General features: G+C 30.0%; 15 protein-coding genes. 8 read left to right on the top strand and 7 right to left on the bottom strand.

What is annotated here, in order from left to right:
- The first annotated feature begins 51 nt into the window (after nucleotides 1-51).
- Together EU92_RS05555 and EU92_RS05560 are read left to right on the top strand one after the other, a co-directional pair.
- Entirely contained in the window at nucleotides 52-1,440 is a 1,389-nt protein-coding gene (locus EU92_RS05555; RefSeq protein ID WP_032513656.1) for a sodium:solute symporter, read from the top strand.
- A 41-nt stretch (nucleotides 1,441-1,481) separates the two neighbouring features.
- Nucleotides 1,482-1,739, top strand: coding sequence for a hypothetical protein (locus EU92_RS05560; protein WP_032513658.1), 258 nt, complete (start codon nucleotides 1,482-1,484; stop codon nucleotides 1,737-1,739).
- Here the strand turns inward: EU92_RS05560 and EU92_RS05565 are convergent.
- Nucleotides 1,736-2,395 carry a glutathione S-transferase gene (locus EU92_RS05565; RefSeq protein WP_032513659.1) on the bottom strand — a complete coding sequence of 220 codons (660 nt, stop codon included), beginning with the start codon at nucleotides 2,393-2,395 and terminating at the stop codon, nucleotides 1,736-1,738. The two genes, EU92_RS05560 and EU92_RS05565, sit on opposite strands and share 4 nt — an antisense overlap.
- Before the next feature lie 74 nt (nucleotides 2,396-2,469).
- On the opposite strand from EU92_RS05565, the gene EU92_RS05570 reads away from it, so the two are divergent.
- Nucleotides 2,470-3,012, top strand: a complete 543-nt coding sequence (locus EU92_RS05570; protein WP_032513660.1) for a GIY-YIG nuclease family protein — start codon at nucleotides 2,470-2,472, stop codon at nucleotides 3,010-3,012.
- Here EU92_RS05570 and EU92_RS05575 read toward each other — a convergent pair.
- Both EU92_RS05575 and crtL read right to left on the bottom strand, forming a co-directional pair.
- Nucleotides 3,009-3,716 carry an SDR family NAD(P)-dependent oxidoreductase gene (locus EU92_RS05575; protein WP_032513661.1) on the bottom strand — a complete coding sequence of 236 codons (708 nt, stop codon included), beginning with the start codon at nucleotides 3,714-3,716 and terminating at the stop codon, nucleotides 3,009-3,011. The two genes, EU92_RS05570 and EU92_RS05575, sit on opposite strands and share 4 nt — an antisense overlap.
- Before the next feature lie 8 nt (nucleotides 3,717-3,724).
- Nucleotides 3,725-5,008 carry a lycopene beta cyclase gene (crtL, locus tag EU92_RS05580; RefSeq protein WP_032513662.1) on the bottom strand — a complete coding sequence of 428 codons (1,284 nt, stop codon included), beginning with the start codon at nucleotides 5,006-5,008 and terminating at the stop codon, nucleotides 3,725-3,727.
- 225 nt (nucleotides 5,009-5,233) lie between these two features.
- Between crtL and EU92_RS05585 the strand changes: the two genes are divergently transcribed.
- Nucleotides 5,234-6,235, top strand: coding sequence for an SDR family NAD(P)-dependent oxidoreductase (locus EU92_RS05585; RefSeq protein ID WP_032513663.1), 1,002 nt, complete (start codon nucleotides 5,234-5,236; stop codon nucleotides 6,233-6,235).
- Here the strand turns inward: EU92_RS05585 and EU92_RS05590 are convergent.
- Together EU92_RS05590 and EU92_RS05595 are read right to left on the bottom strand one after the other, a co-directional pair.
- Nucleotides 6,206-7,237: a mechanosensitive ion channel family protein gene (locus tag EU92_RS05590; RefSeq protein ID WP_032513664.1), complete on the bottom strand. Its 1,032-nt coding sequence runs from the start codon at nucleotides 7,235-7,237 to the stop codon at nucleotides 6,206-6,208. The genes EU92_RS05585 and EU92_RS05590 overlap by 30 nt on opposite strands.
- 79 nt (nucleotides 7,238-7,316) lie before the next feature.
- Complete coding sequence (locus tag EU92_RS05595) at nucleotides 7,317-7,874, bottom strand: hydrolase (RefSeq protein ID WP_032513665.1); 558 nt, start codon at nucleotides 7,872-7,874, stop codon at nucleotides 7,317-7,319.
- A 130-nt stretch (nucleotides 7,875-8,004) separates the two neighbouring features.
- Between EU92_RS05595 and EU92_RS05600 the strand changes: the two genes are divergently transcribed.
- Nucleotides 8,005-8,457 (top strand): Fur family transcriptional regulator, encoded by a 453-nt coding sequence (locus EU92_RS05600; protein ID WP_032513666.1) that lies wholly within the window; start codon nucleotides 8,005-8,007, stop codon nucleotides 8,455-8,457.
- Nucleotides 8,458-8,472: 15 nt separating this feature from the next.
- Here EU92_RS05600 and arsS read toward each other — a convergent pair whose 3' ends face one another.
- Both arsS and stpA read right to left on the bottom strand, forming a co-directional pair.
- On the bottom strand, nucleotides 8,473-9,405 hold the full coding sequence (gene arsS, locus EU92_RS05605; RefSeq protein ID WP_032513667.1) for an arsenosugar biosynthesis radical SAM (seleno)protein ArsS: 933 nt from the start codon (nucleotides 9,403-9,405) through the stop codon (nucleotides 8,473-8,475).
- 43 nt (nucleotides 9,406-9,448) lie between these two features.
- Complete coding sequence (gene stpA / locus EU92_RS05610; protein ID WP_032513668.1) at nucleotides 9,449-10,666, bottom strand: glucosylglycerol 3-phosphatase; 1,218 nt, start codon at nucleotides 10,664-10,666, stop codon at nucleotides 9,449-9,451.
- A gap of 164 nt (nucleotides 10,667-10,830) precedes the next feature.
- Here stpA and EU92_RS05615 point away from each other — a divergent pair, with 164 nt between their 5' ends.
- The 3 genes from EU92_RS05615 to EU92_RS05625 all read left to right on the top strand — a co-directional run bounded on the left by EU92_RS05615 (nucleotide 10,831) and on the right by EU92_RS05625 (nucleotide 14,492).
- Nucleotides 10,831-12,339 (top strand): hypothetical protein, encoded by a 1,509-nt coding sequence (locus EU92_RS05615; RefSeq protein WP_032513669.1) that lies wholly within the window; start codon nucleotides 10,831-10,833, stop codon nucleotides 12,337-12,339.
- Between the two features lie 93 nt (nucleotides 12,340-12,432).
- A complete protein-coding gene (locus EU92_RS05620) occupies nucleotides 12,433-13,092 on the top strand; it encodes a hypothetical protein (protein ID WP_032523451.1) in 660 nt (219 codons plus the stop codon).
- Between the two features lie 71 nt (nucleotides 13,093-13,163).
- On the top strand, nucleotides 13,164-14,492 hold the full coding sequence (locus EU92_RS05625) for an O-acetylhomoserine aminocarboxypropyltransferase/cysteine synthase family protein (RefSeq protein WP_032513672.1): 1,329 nt from the start codon (nucleotides 13,164-13,166) through the stop codon (nucleotides 14,490-14,492).
- Nucleotides 14,493-14,500 lie beyond the last annotated feature (8 nt).

Raw genomic sequence — 14,500 nt, 5'->3', positions numbered from 1 at the left:
AGCCTTTTTTTATTTGAAAAATTTTGTTTGTTAATTTAGATTTGTAGTTATATGTTATTGAAATCATTGAATATTTTTTCTCTACAGAACAAAGATATTTTTTCAAATTCTCTATTAATAAGTTTTCTTGGATTTTTGATTATATTTTTCTTCTTGATATTTGGAAGGAGATTTAAGCTGGCTGTTCAGCTGGAGAGGTTTGGACTTCCAATAGCAGTTATATCCGGAATTTTAGGTATATCTATAGGTCCCTTTGGAACGATACACCTCTTGCCAAAAGAAACTATTAATGTTTGGAGTAATTTCCCTACTCCACTTTTATCATTGGTCTTCGCAACTTTAATGATGGGCAGACCCATCCCAAATATAAATGGTTTAGTTAAACCAATATTTAATCAGTTTTTGCTTGCTCTTTCACTAGGTTTCGGGCAATTCTTCGTTGGTGGGCTAGTGGTTAAATATTTTTTACCTCCATCGATGGATACAAATCCTCTAATGGGATGTTTGATCGAGGTCGGTTTTGAGGGAGGCCATGGAGCTGCAACTATAATCGGTGCAAGTTTTAATAGACTAGGTTTTCCAAATGGTTTAGATCTTGGTCTGGCTATGGCAACAATGGGTCTTTTATCCTCTTCATTGTTGGGCAGCATATTTATTTTTCTTGGCAGAACTTTAGGTCTTTCAGATACTGAGACAATTTCTGAAAAAAAGGTTGATCTAAAGGAAAACACTAAAATAGGAATTTCTGCAGATTTAAGAATTTTGATAATAAATCTTGGATTCTCCGGTATGGCAATCTCTTTTGGTGTATTGTTACTTAAAATTTTAAGATATATCTCAAGTTTTTTTGGTGAATTTTCTAAAGAAATTATTTTTTCACTCCCAGTATTCCCTTTTATTCTTATAGGCTCGCTACTTATTAGATATATTTTAGAAAAAACAAAAAATACAGAATTTATTTCAAATATTTTGCAGAGAGAGATTGGAATTCTATCTACAGATTTATTGATTTTTACAGCTATGGCAAGCTTAGACATCGCTGTTGTTTTTGAAAATTGGATACTAATTTTAGTGTTTACTCTTTTCGGTTTATTTTGGAATTTAATTTGTATTGCTTATTTTGCATACTTTATATTTAAAGATTACTGGTTCGAAAAAAGTTTGATAGAGTTTGGTAACTCTACAGGTGTAGTAGCTTCTGGATTACTCCTTTTGAGGCTTGCAGATCCCCAAAATATTTCCAGGACTCTACCAATTTTTACATCTAAACAGTTATTCGCACAATTAATTCTATCAGGGGGATTATTTACAGTTTTGGCACCATTAATGATTTCAAAAATTGGAATAGATTATTGGACAGAAATTTGTGCTGTTATTACATTCGCAATCTTGCTTATTGCATTTATTTTTAATAAAGGAGAATTGAAAAAAAATCAATAATATCTCTAAAATTGTTTTAGATTTGTTTTTATTTTAATTTAATGTCTTTTCACCACTACGATATTCCACCTCAAGAAAACAAAGGGAAGTGGTTTAGAAGTCATTTACTTGGTAGGGAAATTGAACTTGGTGAATTGTATAGCCTAGGGTCAAACGATTTGGATTTGCTTATGGCGGAGACTGCAGAAATTAGAAGTGATCTTGATTTTAAGGAAAAGAATATTGGAAAATTTAGGACTGCAGGATATTTTTTGGAGTTGGCACGGATCATTGAGAAAAGGAAGTTGCTAGAAAGCTAATTACAAGGAAAATAGTTCTTTCTAGAATTTGCTGCCCATAATTCGTACTTGTACATTAAGGATTTAAATTTTTTATTATTTTCAAAGGAATCTAACCATTTTTTTATTGGGGTCTCCAAATAATTTGTTTTTTTTTGATTTTCACAGGCGATTTTAAATTGTCTTACGAAAGGCCAAATAGACCAATCAGCGATTGTGGGGTTATCTCCAAAAAAATATTTGTTTTCTGTAAGAATTTTGTTCCATTTCTCAATAAATTTAATCGCTTTTGTGAAATGAAATTCTTTATTAATATTCTGATATCTTGTGGCATATTTAAAGCGATCCAAATGATATTTGAATTCGTTGTCATTTTCATTAATTATTTTAAAAATATCTTCCTTCTTATTATCAGGGAAATAGATAACTTCAGTGTTTTCTTTTTTTTTCTCTGAGATTGCCCATAGGATTATTTCAAGGCTTTCTTCAATAACTTCGCTATTTTTTTTTATTAATATTGGAACCGTTTTTGTCTTTGATTTATTCAGAAAATCAAGAGGTTTATTTTTTAAATCAATTTCTCTTATTTCAACGCTTATTTCGCAAATCAATAAGGCCCATCTGACACGCATTGCGTATGGACATCTTCGAAATGAATATAAAATATCTGTTGTCATTTTGTAAAAACTTTTAATTTCCTTTGTTATTTGAGTATTATTTATATAGGAATCAAATTAATTTTACAACGCAAATGGCGGGATATGTTTACCTTATAAGAGTCGGAGATCTTTATAGAATTGGTAAAGCGGATAATCTCGATAAGAAAATTAAAAAATTAAAACCAGATGAATTATTAACATCAATTATGACAAAGGAGCCTGAAACTCTTGAAGCAAGGTTACTAAGAAAATATAAGTCGCAAAGAATTCCTGAAACTGGTTATTTAAAGCTTTCTAAAAGACAGATTAGAGAATGTAAAAAGCAGTTTGAATTAAAGGGAGGCTTACCTCATACTTTAGATGCTGAAGTTTCAATTAGTCTATTCGCATCTTTTTTATTGTTTGCATTAAGTTACTTAATTTTAAATTATTTAAATTTTGGATTTTTAAAATCTATATCTTATTCGTTTGGAGTGGCTTCTTTTCCAATGGTTGTGTTATTTATTACAGGTAGTTTTGGGGGGTATTTTTCTGAAGATTTATCTCTTTTTTCATTGTTAACTAATAGAATAAAAGGCCTTTTTATAGCAATTGCAATGCTATCAATGGCTTACTTGCTTTTCAATTTAGGCTAAATTTCATAATTACAATTTAATGCGATTTCAAATGGAACTGATTGTTTTGGGAGCTTCAAAATAGTTGAGCATATCTCAGCAATATCCTCAGGTTGTGTCATTTTTGATTTGTCTAGGGAGGAGATGTTTTGGGCCATTTCTGTATTAACCCAACTTGGGCAAATTGCTGAAATTCTTATATTTTCATCCCAACCTTTATTTCTCATTGTTTGGCATAATCCCATCAAGGCAAACTTTGAAGAAGAATAAGCGGCTAAATCTCCTTTAGATCTTTTACCACTCATTGAAACTAAAACAATTATTCTACCTCTGCCTGAATCGCATAAATGATCCCAAGAAAGCCTACATAAATTCCAAATTGCTAAAAAATTGATATTTAGTGTATTTATAATATCTTCTTCATCGCCATCTTGAAATAAGAAAGGAACTTTCGATAATACTCCTGAACAATTTATTACTGAATCAAATTCCCCAAATTTATCTATGGTATTTTTTATCCAATTTTCGGCTGTGATTTTTTTTAATGCATCATATTGGTTGATTATAATTTTCCCTTCTGGCCATTTTTTGGGATCAATAACGCTTCCTTTTAATGATTCTAAATCTCTTATGCCAACACTAATTCTATTGCCTTCTTTTAATTCTTTATGTGCAATGCTTAGTCCAATACCTCTATTGGCTCCACTTATTAGTATAGTTCTCATTTTTAAAACTATATATTTGGAAAAATTATCCTAAGTAACATTTTAAATTCTCTACCATGCATAATCATCAGACCTTTTTTTACACTCCATGGAGCCTTTATAAACATTATGCACATTGCATATACTATCTCTCTTAAAGATAAAGTATCAGTGAGAAAGCCATACCATTGATTTTTAGGTAGTTGGAAAAAACTGCCAAAAAATTCTCTCAATAGTTTTTCGTCAAACCTCATGAGTTTTTCTAATCCAAATTGGTAAAGTGATTTCTTTCTGATTAATTCTTTTGACCATAAAGTTTCCCAACCTTTTCTAGCAATATGATAAGTAGTAAGATTTTTGTTTTTAATTGCTTCTGATACTGCTTTTGCGACAAGTGGAGCTCTTCTTAAAACATTACCAATTAAATATCCAGATGCAGGATGTACCATTGAAGCAGCACCTCCATATCCAAGTATTTGTTGTTTAAAATCTGGTATTGGCATATTCATTGGCAGAAATAAACCAAGCTCTTCATGTTGCATGCTTGTGATAGATATATTTCGATAAGACAGTCTTTTCTCTAGTCTCTCTTTTAAATTTTCCATTGTTAGAGGATTTACTAAACCAAGAGACGTCTCTTCAAGAAAATATTTCCCATCCCCCATATCCATGGCATAAAGAAAAGTGGGCGGTTCTTTTTTTTGCTCATCATTAAGATGGTCATTTCTATAGTCCATTAAGACAAACTGCCCTTTTTTAAGCGGAGGTTTACTAAAGTTACCCACAATTCCGTAACAAGTTTGGACTGCTAAAGGACCACACGATTTTAATTTAAGAAAAATAGGGTCATATCCTGTTGCATCTACTACTAATCTTGCAGAGTAGGTCTCGCCATCTTTTGTAGTTACTGTACTTTTGTATTTTTCAAAATGTATTTTGTTTGCAAAGCCTTGATGCCATCTAATAAAAGACTTATTACATTCATTTAACCAAAAATTGTGGAGTTTCTTCTTATCAAATAGTCCATAATCTAGTGAATGTTCGGTGGCTTTATTCTCTTCGTCCTGTTCTTCTAAAGCGCCATGACCAAAAAAACTTACAGTATTCTTCCATCTATATTCAAGTAAATCCTGAAGCCCAAGTTGATCAACCTCTTTTCCCCAAATACCATAAGTGTTTGGCCAAGGTTCATCTGGTCCATTTGGAGAAAGCACTTCTACTTCTAACTTTTCCTTACCTAAAGCTGATGCAATTGCCATGCCGGCAGGCCCTGCACCCAAAACAAGAACATCTGGCATGCTTTCTTTTGACATTAAATATAAATCTTATGATTAAAGAAATTAATGTAATAAATTATTATTTCTGCGCTAAGTTTTTTATATTTCATCCAATACTTTATAATAAGAGTAGATTAATAATAATCAAATTACTTAATTACTAGTGACTATGTTTTCAGTGTTTTAACAATAATTTATAAGATTACAAAATAAAAAAAAACTTACATATTTTTTTATGATAAAAAAAATATAATTTTTTAAATGGTTAAAAATAAAAATATTTTAATTACTGGAGGTAATTCAGGAATAGGTTTTTTTGCCATGATTAATTTACTAAAGACTAAAAATAATATATACCTTGTAATAAAATCTGAATTAAGAAAGAATGAATTTTTAAGAAGAATAGAGAAACATTTTGATAAAAATTACCTCAGTAAATATTTAAATATTATTGAAAATTGTGATCTTTCCGATTTAGAGAATATTAAAAAAATTAAAGATTATATTTTTACTAAAAAGATTTTTTTAGATGTAATTATCTTAAATGCAGGATTACAATATACAGGTTCATTTTATCCTAAAGTATCAAAACAAGGCATAGAACTAACTTTTGCAGTTAATCATCTTGCACATTTTTACATAGTAAATCTCTTAAAAGATTTTATTAATAATAAAGAAGAATCCAGAATTATTATTACTTCATCGGATGTACACGACCCAAAAAGCTCAGGTGGAAATATAGGAAAGAAAGCAGGACTTAATAATTTAGTTGATTTCCGAGAAAAGGTTACTGGAAGATTTTTAAACTTTAATGCTGATGAATCTTATAAAAATAGCAAGTTATGTAATATTTTGTTTGCGAAAGAACTTTCAAAAAAATTAAAAAAATCCTGTAGTAAGATTTCTGTAATTACTTGGGCTCCTGGTTTAGTAATACCAGATGATGATTCGGGTTTTTTTAGATATAGTAAAAAATTCAATCTCTTTGGTTATATGATTTTTTCTAAAGTTGCAAATAATATTTTAGGAATTTCTGAAAATGTAGAAAATGCTGGCGAGATAGTTTCTAAGATTGTATTTGACCCAAAATTTAATAATATTGATTACGTACATTTAAGTAATAAACTTATATCTTTTAAAAAACATAAATTAGTTGAAAGTCAGGTTAGTAATGAAGCAAATAGCTCTGAGTTGGCATCTAAACTTTGGATTTTAAGTGAAGAGATTTGTGGATCATTTGGCTTTGTTACTTTCAATATTTAAGGTTTGTGTAGGGAATGCAAACTCTATCTTATTTGCAGCGAATTCCTCAATTATTTTTAAATTTATAGATTGTTGAGCCTCCATCGCAGCAAGATAATTATTGGTTGGAATGTAATAAACAAGTTCGAAATTAAGACTGAAGTCCCCAAAATCTGTGAAATGACATCTATCAAAATAGGCATCTTTTGTCTCTTCAACAATTTTTTGAATTATAGTTGGGATTAATTTCATTAGTTTTGGAGAAGTTTCATAAACAACTCCTAATTTATGCACTAACCTCCTTTTTTTCATTTGCGCATAATTTGAAATTATTCCATTTGTTAAGGAGCTGTTGCTCATTACTATTACTTCTCCATTAATACTTCTTATCCTTGAGGATCTTACTCCTACTCTTTCAACCATTCCCAAGACTCCTTCAGACTTTATAAACTCACCTTTTTGAAAAGGTTTATCAAGTAAAATAGTTATATATTCAAAAAACTCCTGAACTGGATCTTTCAAAGCCAAACCTGCTCCAATCCCTCCTGCACTTAGTAAGGCCCAAATAGCAGTCATTTGTACTCCTATATTTTGTAAGAAAAATATTGAACCAATTGTCCATGTTAATGCTTTTATTAGCGGAGTTAGTGAAGATATCATTGAACTGATAGAGGAATCATCAATTTTTGATGTCGATTCTGTCAAGGATCTTATTATCACTTTGTTGAGTGCTTTTATGATTATTATCAATATGAATAATTTCTGAATATTTAATAAGACAGATATAAAAGTTATTTCATCTGCGAAAAAATAGTCGATTGAAAAATAAAATGAGAGGAGGAAACCTATTGGTTTTATAATTCCAGCGATCACTTCAAAAATAAAATCGTCGAAATTTGTTTTTGTCCTTTTAGAGATCTTTTTTAGAAAATTTTTTGAAAGCCTGGAAATTATTATCGACAATAAAATCCCAATAAAAAAAATAGATATTGCTAAAAGGAAATTTTCAGTAAACAATCTCATATTCAATTAAAACCTAAAAATTTAGCTCTTAATTTAATTTTAAATTATCTCTAAACAACAAACCAGTCTTGATTTCTTTTTAACTAATTATTATATTTTTAATTTCTTTAAATTCTTCCCTATCAGCAGTTTTGCATAATTCAAAAATTATTGACTCAGTAGTTGTTAAGATCGCTCCCCTCTGAATCATTCTCTTTAAGGCTATGTCATGATCCACCCTGTTGCGACTGCTCATTGCATCAGAAATAATGATTACTTCAAATCCTTTTTGTAAACAATCGATGACTGTTTGCTGAATGCAAATATGTGTTTCGATGCCACAAACTAACAAATTGGTAATTTGTTTGTTTTCAAGTTCTGTCAAAAATTCTTTTCTATTAGCTAAGCTAAATTCCATCTTTTCAATTTTTTTAAATCTGGCTTTGGGTAATAATTCAGGTATTGTTGTCCCCAACTTGAGTGGGTTCTGTTCAGAAACAATAATGTTTTCTTCTAAAATTTGATATGCATTTATTAGCTTTTTGACGTTTTTGATTATTGAACCCTTATTAAATATTGGCTTTATAATTTTTTCCTGAATATCTATAATCACCAAGGCATTTACTTTCGGTAATATTTGATTAGTAGAGTTTTTCATAATCCTTATTCATTTCTACATGAAGATATATTCAAAATAATATTTAGAAGAACTTTCGTAAATATTTTAAATCAAAAAGTTGTTTTACTCTCATCTAGGGTTATTATTGAGAATAGCCCGGAGTTAATTGTTGACATTATCCTCTCAATACAAAGTCATTCCATCTCCTCTAGGCGATGATTTACATAAAGATGGGAAGAGGTTAACACCCCAGAGGCTAAAGGTTCTTAATTTATTTGAAAATATTGGTTCTGGAAACCATTTAAGCGCTGAAGAAGTTCATGAAAAGTTAGTTAAATCAAGTTCCAAAGTTTCACTTGCAACTATTTATAGAACTTTAAGACTTTTAGTACAAATGGGTTTTCTTCATGAATTAGAACTTAGTGAGGGTGGCCATAGATACGAATTACTTAGTAACGAAACTCCTGATCATCATCACTTGATTTGTATTAGGTGTGGAAGAACAGAAGAATTTGAAAATGAACAGGTTTTAGAAGCAGGTAAAGTTGCAGCAAAAGTTAATGGATTTAAACTAATTGAATCCTCTTTAAACGTAAGAGCTATATGTCCTAATTGTATTTAATAAGTTTTTTATTTTTCAAGTTAAAGTTCCTCCGCAGCTTGATCCTGCACCTGCAGAGCAAGCAAAACAATGTTTTTTTACAGCTACCCCATAGTCAAAAGTAAAAGATTCATCAATTAGATCAAAAACTGTTCTTGGCCCTTTATTTGATCGGAAATTTATTTGTTGATTAAAGTCACAATCATAAATTTCACCTAGCCAATTAACACTAATAGTATTCTTACACATTAGATTTTTTAAATTATTTTCATTAAAATTGTCTTTTAGTAATTTATAGTATTTGTTAAGCTTCCCTTGTCTTTTTAGAGATTCTTCATATCTATTTATTGGCATATTAGTTATTGTGTAAAGACTGTTAAAAACAATATTATATTTGTCAAATAGTATTTTTTTATAATCCTTTTCTAATTTTTCCTGCGATGGAGGAAGAATTGGGTTTACGGGATTATAAACAAGATTCAATTGTAAACCACTTTCTTTCTTGCCGTAGCCTAAATCATTAAGAATTTTTATTGCATTAATACTTTTTTCAAAGACTCCATATCCTCTTTGAAACTCAACATTATTTTTTTCATAACATGGAAGCGAAGCTGTTACTATTACTTTATTATTCGCAAGAAATTGAGGAAGATCTTCATATCCCTTTTCAAAGAAAATTGTCAAATTGCATCTATCAATAATATCAATTTGTTTGGTGCTTAATATAGTAATTAGGTTTTTAAACTCTGGATGAAGTTCTGGTGCACCTCCTGTAATATCTAAAGTCTTGATTTTGTATTTATCAATTATTTTTGGAATTAGAGAAATTATTTCATTGGACATCTTTTCCGTCCGTAGGGGACTTGAATTTACATGACAATGCTTACAAGCTTGATTGCATCTATAACCTATGTTGATTTGCAATGTTTCTATAGGTTCTTTATTTATTGACGGGAAATTTTCTTTCATAAACTATTATTTATAAATTGTCATTCGAAACTTAAAAAGTCAACTATTTTTTTTTAAAGTTTGATCTCTTTTTAGCAAGTTCAATAAACCAACTTATATATTCTTTGGGCCCATTTTTAAAAACCATATCAAACTTTAATTTGTCATCAACATCACTGATCCCTATTAAACCAGTTTTTTTTGTAGATGGTCTTTCAACTTCACCAGAGCTACTATCTACGAAAATTATCTTATTATTAGTACCAAATTCATTACCGAGTATTTGTATAAATTCTAGAAAAGACCTGTCACTCCCACCTCTTAAATAAATTTTATCAGCATTATTTTTTTTTGATGTTACTGTATCCCCCACTCCTACAATCAATGGCATATCGCATTTGTGAATAGTTTTTTTGCATAAATCAATTTTCTCTCTAACAGATTTAGGCGAATTTCTAAAATTAAAATTACGCCCAAAAGGAGATTTGCCAGTCTTAATCTCAATAAATTTATTTAAAAGAAATAAAACACCAGAATCTTTAACTGCGCCTGAAATAAGTAATTGTATATCTGTTGATCCAATATCATTTTTAGTAGACAGTTTGATTATTTCTTTACTATTCTTATTTCCTAAATTTGGGGAAATATGAAGAAAAAATGAATTTTTAAGCCCTTCTGATTCGGCTTGGAATATGATATCATCCATCATTTTTTCAAAATTAATTTGAATAAGCTTCCTTTTATCCGAATCTTTACTTACTAAATCAAAAAGACTATTAAAATTAATGGTTGGGGAGAAGCGTGTTTCACATATCGATTTCGCGGCATGAAAATTGATATCTTCTTGGCTAAGTTTTGGGAAAATATTCTTAACTATTAAATTAAACTTTGGCCTTATTAAACTAGGAACTTTAGATAAAAAATTCAGTTCTTTTTCTGATACACCTTCAAAACTTATTTCACCTTTGCTATCTTGATACTCTACTCCACAGGCTGCCAAGCCTCTTAAATATAATTCTTCATTTTTAGGCACATTAGTACTTCTCAAGCTTCTTTCTATTATTCTATTAACCCCTCTCGGCCCTTCATGTTCACCGCAAGTTAATACAAAGAATTCTTCTGCTAACTCTTTTACTGCATATATATATTTTGATTCCAACTCTCTAGTCATTGGATCTTTAACTAAGGGTATGCAAACCCCATCAATGTCTTGAATAAATAAGATATTTTTTGAAGAAATTAATTGTTTTTGGATGTTCAAATTATTTCTTAAATTTTCCATATTTATAATTATTCCCCTTCTGGAAATTAATACTTGTCCTAAAAATTATAAATTAAAAAATTCAAGATTTACAATAAAAAATTTGCTATGATCAAAAATTGCTTTAATGTAGAAAAATGCTGGTATGGGTAAGAAATTAAAAAAATTATCAAGAATTTCCAAAAATGAAGAATAATTTTATAGAAAACATAAATGATGAAAAATATTTTTATTCATTGAGTGAAGACATAGAGAACAGCAAAGTTGGATTCTACAGTGTTGGTTTATATCCTGCATCGTTAGCATACAACTGCGCTATGCATGGAAAATCAAATAATATTCTCTTAGCTCCTAGGGAAGATAGAGATTTGTTAGGTGCTTTCTCAAATGATGTTCTTTCTGATATGGATAATGAGATTATTGAAAAGATTAAGAGAATGGGACATTATTCTTCAGAGGGAACGAAAAAGTCTTTTGATCTAAAAGATCTTCTTCTAGAATGTGAGATAGTTATTCTTGCTTCAAACAGTAATCATATACAAGATGATGTTAAACATGCTTTAGAACTCAGAAAAAATTTAAAAAGAGAAAATGTGGTTCTTGGCTGTCTAGTAGGTTCTTTTTGCATTGATAATAAAAATAAAAAACCTTTTATTATCTGTAATAAATATCCAAATTTAGCTTTTTTTACAGGATTTCATCGTCATGGAGCTTTACGAAATCCTAATGATAGTTTTACTGCAAATTTCTGCCATCCTGATGCTTTTACTGCTCTAATAGGAGCTCGAATTTTGAATCAATTGTCACCGAAAATTCAAGTTTCCCCTGGAGTTCATAATATTGAATGTCAATATATAAAATCAATAAAAAATATTTCATCCATATTTGCAGGTTTTGTAAATAACTTTCATTCCGATAAGCCAGGAATGCTACCTACCATTAATACGATTTTGTTAACTCAATGTTTAGATCAGGCCGCATCAGTATCATTACAAGTTAGAAAAGAAAATAAATTCGAGAATAAATATCTTTCATTAAAAGAACTTGGTTATGGTGAAGAAATAATTAGTGCAAAGGAAATAATTAATGATAAATTCCATGAAAAAGGAGATTATACTTTTTCTCAATTAAATGCTGTAAAGGCTGATGTTTTAGGTAGCATGACTCTACCAACTGAAGGAAAACCAACACGAAATTTTCAAGCAGGACAAGTTTTATCAGATATGCTTTTGCAACTCAGCAGGTGTCCAAAAGATGTCTCAGAATTTGTAAATTGGTGTAATAAATACTCTCTCAGTCAAGGAGATTTAGAAGGTCTAAAATCCTTAAAATTTTGGCCAGATATTTATAAAGAATTCAAAATTAAAAATAATAATTGTTCAATGATTAATCTGATTTATTTATGCTTTAATGCTAATTCAGAAGAAAAAAAAGAAATTTATAAAGTTTTAATTAGTTCAGAAGAAATCACTAATTTTTGCCAAGAATCTGTTAAATCTGAATTAGCTTTAGAACTAAATGAAAAATTAAAAGGAGATTATATTTTTAATGATATCAAAAATCTTTACAAGAAATTGTTTACTGACAAAGAGGAAAACGATCTTAAAAAAAAAGAATATAATAATAAAATTTCAAAAAAAAATCCAAGTTATATCAATGTATTGAAAATTATTAATAATTATTTTAATAATTGATTTTTTGTTTGATTTGCTAAAAAGCTAAGTGCTTCATTTATTTACTAATCTTGATTACGGGGTTAGAATTATTATGGTTTTAAAAGGTTTTTTTTGAAAAAGGAATTATCACATCGTTCTCATGAACTGAAAGCTCTTGGTTGGAATCAAGAAGACTTAACAAGATACGAAGATTTATGGGACTACAGTCAAAGATGGGGATTAATAAATTTAGAAAGAGAAGATAGACAGTTTTTGAAGAAAGCAGAAAAGTTGTTACCAAAGATCCAAAATAAAAAGATATCCGTTAAAAAAACTATCGAAGAAAAATCATATTATTTATGGTTAAATTTTTACCTCGGTGAAATTAATATTTTTAGTAATTCTAATCTTCCAAAAAATAAACATGGTGTTTGGACACTATTAATTGAAGAGGAAATGAAACTTCTTAAGGAATTACAACCAGTTATGGGTCTTCCAGATACTTTAAAAGCCAAGAATCTATTCGCAAATAGAAAAGAACTTATAAATAAAGCTTTTATCGAATTTGACGCTAAAAACAACGATAAGAGTTTCAATTTTGATGAGGTTCTAAAAAACTCTGAAAAAGATGTTCGAAAGAATTGGAAATCAATTACTGAAAAAGATCCTGAGGCTAATAAAACTTTTCCAATAATTGATTCTACAAATATTGATAAACTCAGATCTGCTATAAAAGAGGATTTGAGTTTATATATGAATGATAATTACCCTTCATTAAAAAAGGATTTATAAATATTTATCTTTTTTTTGTTTTTTTTTTGGACTTTTTTAAGTTAAATAGATAATAGGATTATTTAAAAATTTTGAGCAACCAAAAGTTCGAGACTCTTCAGTTACATGCAGGCCAAGTACCTGATCCAACTACAAATTCTAGAGCAGTACCCATTTATCAAACTAGCTCGTATGTCTTTGATAATGCAGAGCACGGAGCGAATCTTTTTGGATTAAAAGAATTTGGAAATATTTATACTCGACTTATGAACCCCACCACAGATGTCTTCGAAAAAAGGATGGCTGCTTTGGAGGGAGGTATGGCAGCACTTGCAACATCCTCAGGTCAAGCTGCTCAATTTTTGGCAATTGTGAACTGCATGACAGCAGGGGATAATTTTGTCTCTACATCTTTTCTGTATGGAGGAACCTATAATCAATTTAAAGTCCAATTTCCAAGATTAGGAATAGAAGTTAAATTTGCTGATGGTGATAGTATCGATAGTTTTAGAAATAAAATTGATAATAAAACCAAAGCAATCTATGTCGAATCAATGGGAAATCCTCGGTTCAATATTCCAGATTTTGAGGGGCTTTCTGCTTTGGCGAAGGAAAATGGAATTCCTTTAATAGTGGATAATACCCTTGGTGCAGGGGGTGCTTTAATAAGACCAATTGATTTTGGCGCCGATGTTGTTGTGGAAAGTGCAACGAAATGGATCGGTGGGCATGGAACAAGTATCGGAGGGGTTATTGTTGATGCAGGAACCTTTGATTGGGGAAATGGTAAATTTCCACTTATGAGTGAGCCAAGCGCTGCTTATCATGGGCTCGTTCATTGGGACGCTTTTGGTTTCGGTAGTGATATCTGTAAATCTTTGGGATTACCTGATAATAGGAATATAGCTTTTGCGTTAAGAGCAAGACTTGAATGCTTGAGAGATTGGGGATCAGCTCAAAGTCCTTTTAATTCATTTTTGTTATTGCAGGGCTTGGAAACTCTTAGTTTAAGAATAGAAAGACAAACTTCTAATGCTCTTGAATTAGCAAAATGGTTAGATTCTAATTCTAATGTAAGTAGTGTTAATTATCCTGGCCTAGAATCTGATCCGTATTACTCAAGTGCCAAAAAATATACATCTGGAAGGGGAATGGGTTGCATGCTTATGTTCTCTCTTAATGGAGGTTATGCAAATGCAGTAAAATTTATTGATTCATTAAAATTAGCAAGTCACCTTGCTAACGTTGGTGATTCAAAAACTTTAGTCATTCATCCGGCTTCAACAACTCATCAACAATTATCTGAAGATGAACAATTATCTGCAGGAGTTACTCCCACGATGGTAAGAGTTTCTGTGGGAATTGAGCATATTGATGATATAAAAGCAGATTTCGAACAAGCACTTTCACAAATCACATAGGAAAGGAG

Origin of the sequence: Prochlorococcus marinus str. MIT 9107, from assembly GCF_000759855.1 — a bacterium.
GTDB lineage: Bacteria > Cyanobacteriota > Cyanobacteriia > PCC-6307 > Cyanobiaceae > Prochlorococcus_A > Prochlorococcus_A marinus_N.
Note: the sequence above shows the minus strand (reverse complement) of the source record. Positions and strands in the feature narration are given on the sequence as shown.

What these genes read in the sequence shown, in the direction of transcription:
- EU92_RS05555 (WP_032513656.1), top strand. Translation starts at nt 52, where the DNA reads ATGTTATTGAAATCATTGAATATTTTTTCTCTACAGAACAAAGATATT.
- EU92_RS05560 (WP_032513658.1), top strand. Translation starts at nt 1,482, where the DNA reads ATGTCTTTTCACCACTACGATATTCCACCTCAAGAAAACAAAGGGAAG.
- EU92_RS05565 (WP_032513659.1), bottom strand. Translation starts at nt 2,395, where the DNA reads ATGACAACAGATATTTTATATTCATTTCGAAGATGTCCATACGCAATG.
- EU92_RS05570 (WP_032513660.1), top strand. Translation starts at nt 2,470, where the DNA reads ATGGCGGGATATGTTTACCTTATAAGAGTCGGAGATCTTTATAGAATT.
- EU92_RS05575 (WP_032513661.1), bottom strand. Translation starts at nt 3,716, where the DNA reads ATGAGAACTATACTAATAAGTGGAGCCAATAGAGGTATTGGACTAAGC.
- crtL (WP_032513662.1), bottom strand. Translation starts at nt 5,008, where the DNA reads ATGTCAAAAGAAAGCATGCCAGATGTTCTTGTTTTGGGTGCAGGGCCT.
- EU92_RS05585 (WP_032513663.1), top strand. Translation starts at nt 5,234, where the DNA reads ATGGTTAAAAATAAAAATATTTTAATTACTGGAGGTAATTCAGGAATA.
- EU92_RS05590 (WP_032513664.1), bottom strand. Translation starts at nt 7,237, where the DNA reads ATGAGATTGTTTACTGAAAATTTCCTTTTAGCAATATCTATTTTTTTT.
- EU92_RS05595 (WP_032513665.1), bottom strand. Translation starts at nt 7,874, where the DNA reads ATGAAAAACTCTACTAATCAAATATTACCGAAAGTAAATGCCTTGGTG.
- arsS (WP_032513667.1), bottom strand. Translation starts at nt 9,405, where the DNA reads ATGAAAGAAAATTTCCCGTCAATAAATAAAGAACCTATAGAAACATTG.
- stpA (WP_032513668.1), bottom strand. Translation starts at nt 10,666, where the DNA reads ATGGAAAATTTAAGAAATAATTTGAACATCCAAAAACAATTAATTTCT.
- EU92_RS05615 (WP_032513669.1), top strand. Translation starts at nt 10,831, where the DNA reads ATGAAGAATAATTTTATAGAAAACATAAATGATGAAAAATATTTTTAT.